This window comes from Streptomyces sp. NPDC002676 (genome assembly GCF_053592455.1).
This window is the reverse complement of the sequence record NZ_JBSFVT010000023.1, coordinates 90,568-102,894: the sequence shown is the minus strand read 5'-3', so window position 1 is coordinate 102,894 and position 12,327 is coordinate 90,568. Positions and strand designations below refer to the sequence as shown.

The following is a 12,327-nucleotide window of genomic DNA, read 5'->3' as shown; positions in this document are numbered from 1 at the left end:
GAGAAGTACCAGCTCAAACCCCGCGACTGGGCCGCCGCCGCCCGCGAGGGCCGCACCCTCGCGCCCCTCATCACCCGCCTCAACGACATCCGCCGGCAGAACCCCGCCCTGCGCCAGTTGCGCGAACTCCACTTCCACCACACGGACAAGGAAGCGGTGCTCGCCTATTCGAAACGCAGCGGTTCGAACACGGTTCTGGTGGTCGCCAATCTCGACGCACACCACACCCAGGAGGCCACGGTGTCGTTGGACATGCCGCAACTCGGCCTGGAATGGCACGAGTCGGTGCCGGTGCGCGATCTGCTCACCGGCGAGACCTATCACTGGGGCAGGGCCAACTATGTGCGCCTCGAACCGGGCCACAGGCCCGCGCACGTCTTCGTCCTGCGACCGTCCACCCCGCAGATCGGAGGGTCACCCGCCATATGACTGTCAACGAGCCGGTTCCGGACACCTTCGAGGACACCCCCGCCAAGGACCGGGACCCCGACTGGTTCAAACGCGCCGTCTTCTATGAGGTCCTCGTCCGTTCCTTCCAGGACAGCAACGGCGACGGCATCGGCGACCTCAAGGGCCTGACCGCCAAACTGGACTATCTGCAATGGCTCGGCGTCGACTGCCTGTGGCTGCCGCCCTTCTTCAAGTCCCCGCTGCGGGACGGCGGTTACGACGTCTCCGACTACACCGCCGTCCTCCCCGAGTTCGGTGACCTGGCCGACTTCGTGGACTTCGTGGACGCCGCCCACCAGCGCGGCATGCGCGTCATCATCGACTTCGTCATGAACCACACCAGCGACCAGCACCCGTGGTTCCAGGAGTCCCGCAAGAACCCCGACGGCCCCTACGGCAACTACTACGTCTGGGCCGACGACGACAAGCAGTACCAGGACGCGCGGATCATCTTCGTCGACACCGAGGCCTCCAACTGGACGTACGACCCGGTCCGCAAGCAGTACTTCTGGCACCGCTTCTTCTCGCACCAGCCGGACCTCAACTACGAGAACCCTGCCGTGCAGGAGGAGATCCTCTCCGCGCTGCGGTTCTGGCTGGACCTGGGCATCGACGGATTCCGCCTCGACGCGGTGCCGTACCTGTACCAGCGGGAGGGCACCAACTGCGAGAATCTGCCCGCCACCCACGAGTTCCTGAAGCGGGTGCGGCGCGAGATCGACGCCCAGTACCCCGACACCGTGCTGCTGGCGGAGGCGAACCAGTGGCCGGAGGACGTGGTCGACTACTTCGGTGACTTCCAGGGCGGTGGCGACGAATGCCACATGGCCTTCCACTTCCCGGTCATGCCCCGCATCTTCATGGCCGTCCGACGCGAGTCCCGCTACCCCGTCTCGGAAATCCTCGCCAAGACCCCCGCCATTCCCTCGGGTTGCCAGTGGGGCATCTTCCTGCGCAACCACGACGAGCTGACCCTGGAAATGGTCACCGACGAGGAACGCGACTACATGTGGGCCGAATACGCGAAAGACCCGCGTATGCGCGCCAACATCGGCATCCGCCGCCGTCTCGCGCCCCTGCTGGACAACGACCGCAACCAGATCGAACTCTTCACGGCTCTGCTGCTGTCCCTGCCGGGCTCACCGATCCTCTACTACGGCGACGAGATCGGCATGGGCGACAACATCTGGCTCGGCGACCGCGACGCCGTCCGCACCCCCATGCAGTGGACCCCCGACCGCAACGCCGGCTTCTCCTCCAGCGACCCCGGACGCCTCTTCCTGCCCACGATCATGGACCCGGTCTACGGCTACCAGGTCACCAATGTCGAGGCCTCCATGTCGTCCCCGTCCAGCCTGCTCCACTGGACCCGCCGCATGATCGAGATCCGTAAGCAGAATCCTGCCTTCGGACTGGGGTCCTATACCGAGTTGCAGTCCTCCAACCCGGCGGTGATCGCCTTCCTGCGGGAGGCCCCCTCGTCAGAGGAAGGAGAGGACGATGTGGTGCTCTGCGTGCACAACTTCTCCCGGTTCGCCCAGCCCACGGAGCTGGACCTGCGCCGGTTCACCGGGCGGCACCCGGTCGAGCTGTTCGGCGGGGTGCGGTTCCCGGCGGTCGGCGAGCTGCCGTACCTGCTGACCCTGGCGGGGCACGGCTTCTACTGGTTCCGGCTGCGCCGGGACGCCGTGTAGCCCAGGCCCGGTGGGGCGGTTTCCGCCGTCCCACCCGGGGCACGCATCAGTAACACCCCGACAATCCGGGGAAAGGACGTGACGCCCATGGCGGAAACGGTCGGCCCTAACGGCACCACCACTTCCAGCGGTCACCTCCTCGCTTCGCTCGATCCCCTGTTGCGCGAGTGGCTGCCGAGACAGCGGTGGTTCGCCGGCAAGGGACGCCCGGTCACCGGATTCACTCCGGTGTCCGTCACCCAACTGCTGCCGTCCAGCGGCCGGTTGAGCCTGTACCACCTGCTGCTGCGCGTCCACCAGCCGTCCGCGATCGGCGGCCCGCCGCACCCCGGCGACTGCTACCAGCTGCTGATCGGCGAGCGCGAGGCACTGCCGCCCCGGCTGGCCCCCGCGCTGATCGGACACGTCACCGCCGGGCCGCTCGCCGGACGCACGGTCTACGAGGCCCTGTACGACCCCCGGCCCGCCGAGCTGCTCCTGGAGGCCCTGCGCAGCCGAGCCCGCGTCGGTGCGCTGCGGTTCGAGCGGGACCGGCGCCAGGAGATCCGCAGCGGCCTGGTGGCCCGGCTGAACACCGGCGAACAGTCCAACTCGTCGGTCGTCTACGGAGATACGTTCATCCTCAAGCTGTTGCGCCGGGTCGTGCCCGGGGTCAATCCCGACCTGGAGCTCCCGCTGGCCCTGGCCCGCGAGGGCTGCGCCCGGGTACCCGCGCCGACGGCCTGGCTGCACGCCGACGTGGGCGCCGAGGCGGGGGCCGACGGGGGCGCGGAGTCGTACGTCCTGGCCGTGCTCCAGCCGTATCTGCGCGGCGCGGCCGACGGCTGGGAGCTGGCGCTGCGCGAGCGGGCCAAAGGCGAGGGCGGGGCCGAGGGCTTCACCGCCGAGGCACGGGCACTGGGCCGGGCCACCGCCGAGGTGCACTCCGCGCTCGCCCGCGCCCTGCCGACGGTCACCCTGGGCCACGCCCAGCTGGGGCAGCTGGTGGACGGCATGACCGAGCGGCTGAGTGCGGCCACGCAGGCGGTGCCGGCGCTGCGGCCGTACGCGACCGGGCTGCGCTCGGCCTACACGGCGCTGGCCGATCTCGCCGCCCAGGGCGCCACCTGGACCGCGCAGCGCGTCCACGGGGATCTGCATCTCGGGCAGTGTCTGCGCTCGCCGTCCGGGGACTGGTCGCTGATCGACTTCGAGGGCGAGCCGGCCCGGCCGCTGGCCGAGCGGCGTATACCGCAGCCGCCGCTGCGGGACATCGCCGGGATGCTGCGCTCCTTCGACTACGCGGCCCACTCGGGCGCCCCGCCCGCGCCGGACTGGGCGCGCGCCTGCCGGGCCGCCTACTGCGCCGGATACGCCGAGATCACCGGCCGCGACCCACGCGCCGATCCCGTACTGCTGCGGGCCTACGAGACCGACAAGGCGGTCTACGAGGTCGTCTACGAGGCCCGGCACCGCCCCGACTGGCTCCCCGTACCGCTCGCGGCGGTCCACCGCCTCGCCACGTCCGACCCGAACCTCGCCCGGGAGACTCGCTCGTGACGTCCAAGTCCAGGAAGTCGGCCACCCCGAAGAAGACGGCTGCGCGGAAGGCCGGGCAGCGGCCCGCGCCTCGCGTGTCCGCAGCCATGGACCGCGACGACCGGGAGCGGCTGCTGTACGGCACCCATCACGACCCGCACGCGGTCCTGGGCGCCCACCCGGTCCCCGGCGGCGTCGCCGTCCGCGCCTTCCGTCCGCACGCCCGGTCGGTCACCGTGCTCTGCGGCGAGGCGCCGGTCGCGTTGCACGACGACGGCGACGGGTTCTACTCCGGTCTGCTCCCGCTCACCGAGGTCCCCGCGTACCGCCTCCTGGTCGGATACGACGACCAGGGCGACACGGTCCACGAGACCGAGGACCCGTACCGCTTCCTTCCCACGCTCGGCGAGCTGGACCTGCACCTGATCGGCGAGGGCCGGCACGAGCAGCTGTGGCGGGTGCTCGGGGCGCACGTCATGACGCACCAGGGCGTGACCGGCACCCGGTTCTCGGTGTGGGCGCCGAACGCGCGGGGCGTACGGGTGGCGGGCAGCTTCAACTTCTGGGACGCCACCGGCTTCCCGATGCGCTCGCTCGGCTCGTCCGGGGTGTGGGAGCTGTTCGTGCCGGGCGTCGGCGAGGGCGAGCTGTACAAGTTCGAGCTCACCCGCCCGGACGGCTCGCGCACCCTGCGCGCCGACCCGCTGGCCCGCCGCACCGAGGCCCCGCCCGCCACCGCCTCGATCGTGCACGCCTCGCACCACGAGTGGGGCGACGCCGAGTGGCTGGCCCAGCGGGGCGACACGCCTGTGCACGAGGCGCCGTTCTCGGTGTACGAGGTGCATCTGCCGTCCTGGCGGCCAGGGCTGACGTACCGCCAACTGGCCGATCAGCTCACGGAGTACGTCGTCGACCTGGGTTTCACGCACGTGGAGCTGATGCCGGTGGCCGAGCATCCCTTCGGCGGCTCGTGGGGCTACCAGGTCACCGGCTTCTACGCCCCCACGGCCCGCCTCGGCACCCCCGACGACTTCAAGTACCTGGTGGACCGGCTGCACCAGGCCGGGATCGGTGTGCTGATGGACTGGGTTCCGGCCCACTTCCCGCGCGACGACTGGGCGCTGGCCGAGTTCGACGGGCGTCCGCTGTACGAGCACCACGACCCGCTGCGGGCCGCGCACCCCGACTGGGGCACGCTGGAGTTCGACTTCGGCCGCCGGGAGGTGCGCAACTTCCTGGTGGCGAACGCCGTGTACTGGTGCGAGGAGTTCCACATCGACGGCCTGCGGGTGGACGCGGTCGCCTCGATGCTCTACCTCGACTACTCGCGCGAGCCGGGCCAGTGGACCCCGAACCGGTTCGGCGGCCGGGAGAACCTGGACGCGGTGGCCTTCCTCCAGGAGATGAACGCCACGGTCTACCGGCGCTGCCCGGGGGTGGTGACCGTCGCCGAGGAGTCGACGGCCTGGGACGGGGTCACCCGGCCCACCCACCACCGGGGCCCGAGCGGTTTCGGCGGGCTCGGGTTCGGGCTGAAGTGGAACATGGGCTGGATGCACGACTCGCTGAAGTACATGAGCCATGACCCGGTGCACCGCGCGTACCACCACAACGAGTTGACCTTCTCGATGGTGTACGCCTACAGCGAGAACTACGTCCTGCCCATATCCCACGACGAGGTCGTGCACGGCAAGCGTGCGCTGGTGTCGAAGATGCCGGGCGACTGGTGGCAGCAGCGCGCCGACCACCGGGCCTACCTGGGCTTCATGTGGGCCCACCCGGGCAAGCAACTCCTCTTCATGGGGCAGGAGTTCGCGCAGGGCGCCGAGTGGTCGGAGGCGCACGGCCCCGACTGGTGGCTGCTCGACCCGGCGTACGGCGCGGCGGCCGACCACCGGGGCGTGCGCGACCTGGTCCGCGACCTGAACACCGTCTACGGCGTCACCCCGGCCCTGTGGCAGCGCGACACCGACCCGGCGGGCTTCCAGTGGATCGCGGGGGACGCGGCGGACGACAACGTCCTGGCGTTCCTGCGCCTGGACGCCGTCGGCACCCCGCTGCTCGCCGTCACCCACCTCTCCCCCGTGGTCCGCGCCGACTACCGCCTCGGCGTCCCCGACGACATCCCGGCCTGGCGGGAGATCCTGAACACCGACGCGGCCCGCTACGGCGGCAGCGACGTCACCCATCCCGACCCGGTCAAACCGGACCCGCAGGGCGCGCACGGCCGCCCTGCGAGCATCCGGCTGACCCTGCCGCCGCTGGCTACGGTGTGGCTGCGGCCTGCCTGAGCCCGTCGGGGAGCGCGCCGGTGTGCAGCACGCCCAGTCGCTGCGTGGCCCGGGTCAGGGCCACGTACAGGTCGCTCGTGCCGTAGGCGCCCGGCTCGACCACCAGGACCGAGTCGAACTCCAGGCCCTTGGCCTGCCGGGGGTCGAGGAGGACGACCGTGTGGGTCAGGTCGGGTTCCGCGCCGGCCCTCACACCGTCCAGCCGTGCGGCCAGCGCCCCGTGCAGCGCGCGCGGGGCGATCACCGCCAGCCGGCCCTCGGCGGGGGTGAGTTCGGCGACCGCCTTGGCGACCGCGCCGGGCAGGTCGCCGGCGGCATCGCGCACCCAGGGCCGTACCCCGGTCGAGCGGACCGAGCTCGGCGGCCGGAACTCCGGGTTCTCGGCGCGGACCACGGCGGCGGCCAGCTCCATGATCTCGGACGGGGTGCGGTAGTTGACGCCGAGCCGGGTGTGCTCCCAGCGGTCCTCGACGTACGGCTGAAGGATCTCGGCCCACGAGCCGACGCCCGCCGCCTCCGCCGTCTGGGCCGGGTCGCCGACCAGGGTCATCGAGCGGGTCGGGGTGCGCCGCATCAGCAGCCGCCAGGCCATAGGCGACAGCTCCTGCGCCTCGTCCACGATGATGTGGCCGAACGCCCAGGTCCGGTCGGCCGCGGCCCGCTCGGCGGCGCTGCGGTGGTCCGCCTCCTCGTGCCGCTCGGCGAACCGCTCGGCGTCGATGATGTCGTGCGCGGACAGGACCTCGGAAGCGTCCGGGTCATCGTCTTCCTTGTCCTCGAACTCGTACGTCCGGGACGCGTACGACACGTCGAGCACGCCCTGCGCGTAGGCGACCTGCGTCTCGCGCTCCCGCTCGGCGCGCGCCCGGGCCACCCGGTCGTCCTCGCCGAGGAGTTCGGCCGCCTCGTCCAGCAGCGGGACGTCCGCGACGGTCCAGGCCCGGGTCACCGGGCGGCGGATCGCGTCGGCGTCCTCCTGCGGGAGGTAGCCGTCCGGCTCGGCGAGGAAGTCGGCGACCAGCCGCTGCGGGGTGATCCGGGGCCACAGCTGGTCGACGGCGGACCAGACTTCGGGGTTGTCGGCGAGTTCGTCGCGGATCTGGGTGAAGTCGGAGGCGTCCAGCAGGCTGCTGCCGTCGTACGGGTCGGTGCCCACGCGTTCGGAGTACAGCTCGGTGAGCGTGTTGAGGATGTGGCCCTCGAAGTACTCGCGGGCCGCGTTGTGCGGCAGCTTGGCGGCACGGGTGCGTTCGCGGGCGACGTTCACGAGACCGTCGTCCAGCATCAGCACCTCGCGGTCGTGCTCGATGGCGATGACGGGGTCGGGCAGCGCCTGCCGGTCGCGTACGACGGCGGCGAGCACGTCGGCCATCGCGGCGCGGCCCTTCACGGCGGCGGCCCGCTCGGTGTCGGTGGCCGTGGCCTTCACGCCGGGGAAGAGTTCGCCGACCGTGGCGAGCAGGACGCCGGTCTCGCCGAGGGAGGGCAGCACCTCGCCGATGTAGCCGAGGAAGGCCGGGTTCGGGCCGACGATGAGCACGGCCCGGCGGGCCAGCAGCTCCCGGTGTTCGTAGAGCAGGTAGGCCGCCCGGTGCAGGGCGACAGCCGTCTTTCCGGTGCCGGGGCCGCCCTCGACCACCAGCACCCCGCGGTGGGGCGCGCGGATGATCTCGTCCTGCTCGGCCTGGATGGTCTGCACGATGTCGCTCATCCGGCCGGTGCGCGCCGAGTTGAGCGCGGCCAGCAGCACGGCGTCCCCGGTGGGGTCCTCGTGGCCGGTGCGGGTGGTGTCGCCGAGGTCGAGGATCTCGTCGTGCAGGGAGGTGACGGTCCGGTCGTGGGTGGTGATGTGCCGGCGGCGGCGCAGGCCCATCGGGGTGTGGCCGGTGGCCAGGTAGAACGGGCGGGCGACGTCGGCCCGCCAGTCGATGAGGACCGGGGTGTGCTCGGTGTCGTCCTCGCGCAGCCCGATCCGGCCGATGTGGTGGACGGCACCGTCGGCCAGATCGATCCGGCCGAAACAGAGCGAGCCGTCGACGGCGTTCAGCGCGGCGAGCAGCCCCGAGCGCTCGGCGACCAGGATGTCCCGCTCCAGCCGGGCCTGCATGGGCTTGTCGCCCTGGGCGAGCGCGTCCGCGACGGAGCCCTCGGCCTCGCCGCGCAGCACGTCGACGCGCGCATACAGTCCGTCGATGAATTCCTGCTCGTGCCTCAATTCATCGCCTGGAAATTCGGTGTTTGACAATGCCGCTCCCGCCCGCATATACTGTGCTCGGTGAACTTCTCCGCGACTGTTTCGAATTGAAGTCGCGAACCACCGAATATACGCAGGGAAATCCCCCGAGCGCAATTGCTCAGGGGATTTTTTCGTGGCCGGGTTCCTTTACGGCACCCCTGCTGTGCGTCTACAGCACGTCGGCCAGCTCCTCCATCAGCCGCCGCTTGGGCCGTGCGCCCACCATCGACCGCACCGGCTCACCGTCCCGGAAGACCATCAGGGTCGGCGTCGACAGCACGCCGTAGGCGACCGTCGTCTGCGGATTGCGGTCCACGTCCAGCTGGACGATCTTCAGCCGGTCACCCTCCTCGAAGGCTATGTCCTTCAGCACCGGCGCGAGTTGCCGGCACGGCCCGCACCAGTCGGCCGTGAACTGCACCAGCACCGGCAGATCCGCGCCGATCACCTCCGCCTCGAAGTCCGCGTCCGTCACCTCGGCCAGTCCGTGCACCTTGCTCACCGCGTCAGCCCTCCCAGTTCGCACACGGGTTCCGGACCCCCCGGAACCAGCGCCTCGGCGGCCAGCCCGTCCCGGGCCTCCTCGGCCCGCCGCAACTGCCCCGCGACCTGCTCCCGCACCGCCGTCAACTGCCCGATGAGTGCGTCCAGTTCGTTCAGCTTGCGCCGGTAGACCACGAGGGACGCCGGGCAGGAGTCGCCCTCCGGGTGCCCGGCCCGCAGGCACTCCACGAACGGCCGCGTCTCCTCCAGGTCGAACCCGAAGTCCTGCAGCGTCCGGATCTGGTGGAGCATCCGGAGATCGCTCTCGTCGTACGTGCGGTGTCCCTTGTCGTCGCGCCGGGCGGGCAGCAGCCCCCGCGCCTCGTAGTAGCGCAGCGTGCGGGTGGTGGTCCCGGCCCGTGCGGCCAGCTCGCCGATTCGCATGTCCACGACGGTAGGTGTTGACGTCGGCGTCAAGGCAAGCCGGTTCAGGACGAGCCGGGGCCTTCGGGAGGCAGGAGCGGCTTCCTGGGCACCGGCGAGGACAGCACGATCGAGGTCGTCGTCCGCCCCAGCGCCGAGGTCTGCTCCAGGATCTGCTCCAGGTGCACGGTGTCGGTGACGGCGACCTTGAGGATCCAGCAGTCCTCGCCGACCACGTGGTGCACCTCGATGACCTCCGGGCGGTCGATCAGCTCCAGGGTCCTGGGATGCTTGAGGTTGTAACCGCCGTGCGGGTTCACGCGGATGAAGGCCAGGATGCCGTACCCGAGGCGATGAGCCGCGACCTGGGCGCCGTACCCCTCGACCACCCCGGCCGCCTCCAGCCGGCGCACGCGCTCGGCGACGGCCGCCGGGCTCAGGCTGACCCGCCGGCCCAGCTCGCTCAGCTTGATCCGCCCGTCGGTCTGGAGCAGCCGGAGGATGTCCCGGTCCACCCCGTCGAAGGCCACCGAAGTTCCGCCGGTGACGGCCCGCAGATGCCGTGGTTCTTTTGGCGCGGTTGCCGTATCTCCCATGTCTCCCCCTTCAGAGCCCGGTACCGTGAACGGAGAATTATGACCATGGAAAAGGCGAAAAGGGCTCGAGAGGTCCTGGTCATCGGCGGCAACCGCTACTTCGGCAAGCGGCTGATCGCGCGGCTGCTGGCGGCGGGAGACCGGGTCACGGTCCTGAACCGGGGGTCGGTGCCCGCGCCGCCCGGCGCGGACCACCTGGTGGCCGACCGGGCCGACGAGGCCGCTCTGGCCGAGGCGCTGGGCGCACGCACCTTCGACGTCGTCGTCGACCAGGTCTGCTACAGCCCGCGCCACGCCGACATCGCCCGACGGGTCTTCGCGGGCCGCACCGGCCGCTACCTGATGACCTCGACCGTGGAGGTGTACGAGCACGAGGACTCCGAGGTGCCGGTGTCCGAGAGCGCGGTGGATCCGCGTACGGTCGCGGTCGATCTCGGACTTCCCTGGGACGACCCGCAGTTCCTGGAGAGGCACTACGGCGAGGGCAAGCGGCAGGCGGAGGCCGTGTTCACGGCCGCCGGCCCGGACCTGCCGTTCGTGTCCGTCCGCCTGGCCCATGTCCTGGGCGGCGACGACGACTTCACCGGCCGCCTGGATCACTACGCCGGCCGCATCCGCACCGGCGCCCCCATCCTCATACCGCCGCTGCCCCGCTCGGCGACGTACATCCACGTCGAGGAGATCGCCGACTTCCTGTTCTGGGCGGTGGGCGAGGACTTCACGGGCCCGGTGAACGCCGCCTCGCACGGGCCGTTCGGGGTCCGGGAGCTGTGCGCGGAGATTGCGGACCAACTGCCGGACGGAAAGGTGGTGTTCGAGGCGACCGAGGCGGCCGAGGTCTCCCCCTTCGCCTTCCGCAACCGCTACGGCATGGACAACTCCCGTGCCACAGGCCTCGGTTTCGGCTTCGACCACGCGCGACTGTGGCTGCCGAAGGCGATCGCCGAGACGCTCGGAAGGGACAACTGACATGCGGTACCGCACCCTTGGCGGGCTGAAGGTGAGCGCGGTCGGGCTGGGCGCCATGCCGCTGTCGATCGAGGGCCACCCCGACGAGCGGCGCGCCCTCGCCACGGTCCACGCGGCGCTGGACGCGGGCGTGACCTTGCTGGACACCGCCGACTCCTACCACCTCCCGGGCCGGCCCCCCGGCCACAACGAACTCCTGCTGGCCCGCGCGCTCGCGACGTACGGCGGCGACCGCGACGACGTCCTGGTGGCCACCAAGGGCGGCCGGGGCAGGCCTGCGGACGGCAGCTGGACGGTGACGGGCACGCCGGCTCACCTCAAGGCGGCGGCCGAGGCCTCCCTGAAGCGGCTGGGCGTCGAGGCGATCGGCCTCTACCAACTCCACAAGCCCGACCCGGCCGTACCCTTCGAGGACTCCGTCGGCGCGCTGCGCGACCTCCTCGACGAGGGCAAGATCCGCCTGGCCGGCCTCTCCAACGTGACCGTGGACCAGATCCACCGCGCCCACGCGATCCTCGGCGACCGCCTGGTCTCGGTCCAGAACCGCTACTCCCCGGAGATCCGCGAGAGCGACCCGCAGCTACGTCTGTGCACGGACCTGGGCCTGGCGTTCCTCCCGTGGAGCCCGCTGGGCGGCATCTCCCGCAGCTCGCTGGACGGCCCGTCGGGGCAGACGGCAGAGCCGCGGTACGCCGCGTTCCACGAGGTGGCCCGCGACCACGGCGTGAGCCCCCAACAGGTCTGCCTGGCCTGGCTGCTGTCCCTCTCCCCGACCCTGATCCCCATCCCGGGCGCGAGCCGCCCGGAGACGATCCGGGACTCGGCGGGGGCGGCCGAGCTGGAGCTGACCGAGGAGGAGCTGGCGCGGCTCCCCTAGCCCGTCACGCCCGCCGACTCCTCCACCTCCATCAGGGACGCGCTGTGCCGTTCCTCCTCGAAGGCCCTGGCCCCGCCGCGAAGGCCGAACAGGCGCTTGGCCAGGGCGATGTAGAGGACCGCGAGGATGTTCAGCACGAGCGTGGCGATCTTCAGCCAGCTGACGTGCTCGGTGAGTTCGTAGATCTCCAGGGGGAGGAAGGCGGCGGTGGCGACCACCGTCAGGTACTCGGCCCAGCGCTTGGCGTACCAGAGGCCGACCGCCTCGACGAGTTCGATGAGCGCGTAGGCGAGGAGGAGGGCCGCCACCAGCAGCAGGGTGCTGTGCTTGTACCCGAAAGCCTTCTGAAGCGAGTCGACGACCGGAGAGTGGTCGAGGTCGTAGTGGAAGTGCTTGAACACCGGACGGAAGACGTCCAGGTATTCGTTGAACAGGCGGCGCACCGCGTCCTGGCTGTTGCTGAACTTCCACACCGCCGCCGCGACCAGGACGATGAAGACGCCGCGGACCGCGCGCTCGATCGCGAGGAAGCGGAGGATGAAGAGGTCGCGGAGAACCTTGCCGCGCGGTACGAGCGGGGCGTCCGCGGCCGGTCCCGACCCGTGCGGCTCACCGAGCACGAAGTCGCCGCAGCGCAGGCAGCGCCACACCTCGCCCAGCGCGGTCTCGGCGCGCAGCCGGATCCGCAGCCGCGGGTCGTCCGGCGCGTAGGTCACGTGCCCCTTGCGCGCGCAGTGCCGCCGGTCCCAGTCGGTCTTCATCCCCCGTGCCTCCATGCAGGTACTGATTC

The 12,327-nt window shown here is 71.1% G+C and carries 11 protein-coding genes; 6 read left to right on the top strand and 5 right to left on the bottom strand.

Annotation, left to right across the window (positions count from 1 at the left end; all coding sequences use genetic code 11):
* The 4 genes from ACWD3E_RS37245 to glgB all read left to right on the top strand — a co-directional run.
* A partial coding sequence (locus ACWD3E_RS37245) for an alpha-glucosidase C-terminal domain-containing protein (protein WP_451391938.1) occupies positions 1-429 on the top strand: 429 nt, incomplete at its 5' end.
* Positions 426-2,144: a maltose alpha-D-glucosyltransferase gene (gene treS, locus ACWD3E_RS37240; RefSeq protein WP_451391937.1), complete on the top strand. Its 1,719-nt coding sequence runs from the start codon at positions 426-428 to the stop codon at positions 2,142-2,144. The genes ACWD3E_RS37245 and treS, both read left to right, overlap by 4 nt.
* An 87-nt stretch (positions 2,145-2,231) precedes the next feature.
* Positions 2,232-3,683 carry a maltokinase N-terminal cap-like domain-containing protein gene (locus ACWD3E_RS37235; protein WP_451391936.1) on the top strand — a complete coding sequence of 484 codons (1,452 nt, stop codon included), beginning with the start codon at positions 2,232-2,234 and terminating at the stop codon, positions 3,681-3,683.
* Entirely contained in the window at positions 3,680-5,953 is a 2,274-nt protein-coding gene (gene glgB, locus ACWD3E_RS37230) for a 1,4-alpha-glucan branching enzyme (RefSeq protein ID WP_451391935.1), read from the top strand. The genes ACWD3E_RS37235 and glgB overlap by 4 nt, the downstream gene beginning before the upstream one ends.
* Here the strand turns inward: glgB and ACWD3E_RS37225 are convergent.
* The 4 genes from ACWD3E_RS37225 to ACWD3E_RS37210 all read right to left on the bottom strand — a co-directional run bounded on the left by ACWD3E_RS37225 (position 5,928) and on the right by ACWD3E_RS37210 (position 9,691).
* A complete protein-coding gene (locus tag ACWD3E_RS37225) occupies positions 5,928-8,216 on the bottom strand; it encodes a HelD family protein (RefSeq protein WP_451391934.1) in 2,289 nt (762 codons plus the stop codon). The two genes, glgB and ACWD3E_RS37225, sit on opposite strands and share 26 nt — an antisense overlap.
* Positions 8,217-8,358: 142 nt before the next feature.
* A complete protein-coding gene (gene trxA / locus ACWD3E_RS37220; RefSeq protein ID WP_451391946.1) occupies positions 8,359-8,673 on the bottom strand; it encodes a thioredoxin in 315 nt (104 codons plus the stop codon).
* 14 nt (positions 8,674-8,687) lie between these two features.
* Positions 8,688-9,116 (bottom strand): MerR family transcriptional regulator, encoded by a 429-nt coding sequence (locus ACWD3E_RS37215; RefSeq protein ID WP_451391933.1) that lies wholly within the window; start codon positions 9,114-9,116, stop codon positions 8,688-8,690.
* 44 nt (positions 9,117-9,160) lie between these two features.
* Entirely contained in the window at positions 9,161-9,691 is a 531-nt protein-coding gene (locus ACWD3E_RS37210) for an Lrp/AsnC family transcriptional regulator (protein ID WP_451391932.1), read from the bottom strand.
* 39 nt (positions 9,692-9,730) lie between these two features.
* On the opposite strand from ACWD3E_RS37210, the gene ACWD3E_RS37205 reads away from it, so the two are divergent.
* Complete coding sequence (locus ACWD3E_RS37205) at positions 9,731-10,660, top strand: NAD-dependent epimerase/dehydratase family protein (protein ID WP_451391931.1); 930 nt, start codon at positions 9,731-9,733, stop codon at positions 10,658-10,660.
* A gap of 1 nt (position 10,661) precedes the next feature.
* The gene (locus ACWD3E_RS37200) at positions 10,662-11,537 is read left to right on the top strand and encodes an aldo/keto reductase (RefSeq protein WP_451391930.1); all 876 of its coding nucleotides are present in this window, start codon (positions 10,662-10,664) and stop codon (positions 11,535-11,537) included.
* Here ACWD3E_RS37200 and ACWD3E_RS37195 read toward each other — a convergent pair.
* Positions 11,534-12,298: a DUF2127 domain-containing protein gene (locus ACWD3E_RS37195; protein WP_451391929.1), complete on the bottom strand. Its 765-nt coding sequence runs from the start codon at positions 12,296-12,298 to the stop codon at positions 11,534-11,536. The two genes, ACWD3E_RS37200 and ACWD3E_RS37195, sit on opposite strands and share 4 nt — an antisense overlap.
* Positions 12,299-12,327 lie beyond the last annotated feature (29 nt).

What these genes read in the sequence shown, in the direction of transcription:
- treS (WP_451391937.1), top strand. Translation starts at nt 426, where the DNA reads ATGACTGTCAACGAGCCGGTTCCGGACACCTTCGAGGACACCCCCGCC.
- ACWD3E_RS37235 (WP_451391936.1), top strand. Translation starts at nt 2,232, where the DNA reads ATGGCGGAAACGGTCGGCCCTAACGGCACCACCACTTCCAGCGGTCAC.
- ACWD3E_RS37225 (WP_451391934.1), bottom strand. Translation starts at nt 8,216, where the DNA reads ATGCGGGCGGGAGCGGCATTGTCAAACACCGAATTTCCAGGCGATGAA.
- ACWD3E_RS37215 (WP_451391933.1), bottom strand. Translation starts at nt 9,116, where the DNA reads ATGCGAATCGGCGAGCTGGCCGCACGGGCCGGGACCACCACCCGCACG.
- ACWD3E_RS37210 (WP_451391932.1), bottom strand. Translation starts at nt 9,691, where the DNA reads ATGGGAGATACGGCAACCGCGCCAAAAGAACCACGGCATCTGCGGGCC.
- ACWD3E_RS37205 (WP_451391931.1), top strand. Translation starts at nt 9,731, where the DNA reads ATGACCATGGAAAAGGCGAAAAGGGCTCGAGAGGTCCTGGTCATCGGC.
- ACWD3E_RS37200 (WP_451391930.1), top strand. Translation starts at nt 10,662, where the DNA reads ATGCGGTACCGCACCCTTGGCGGGCTGAAGGTGAGCGCGGTCGGGCTG.
- ACWD3E_RS37195 (WP_451391929.1), bottom strand. Translation starts at nt 12,298, where the DNA reads ATGAAGACCGACTGGGACCGGCGGCACTGCGCGCGCAAGGGGCACGTG.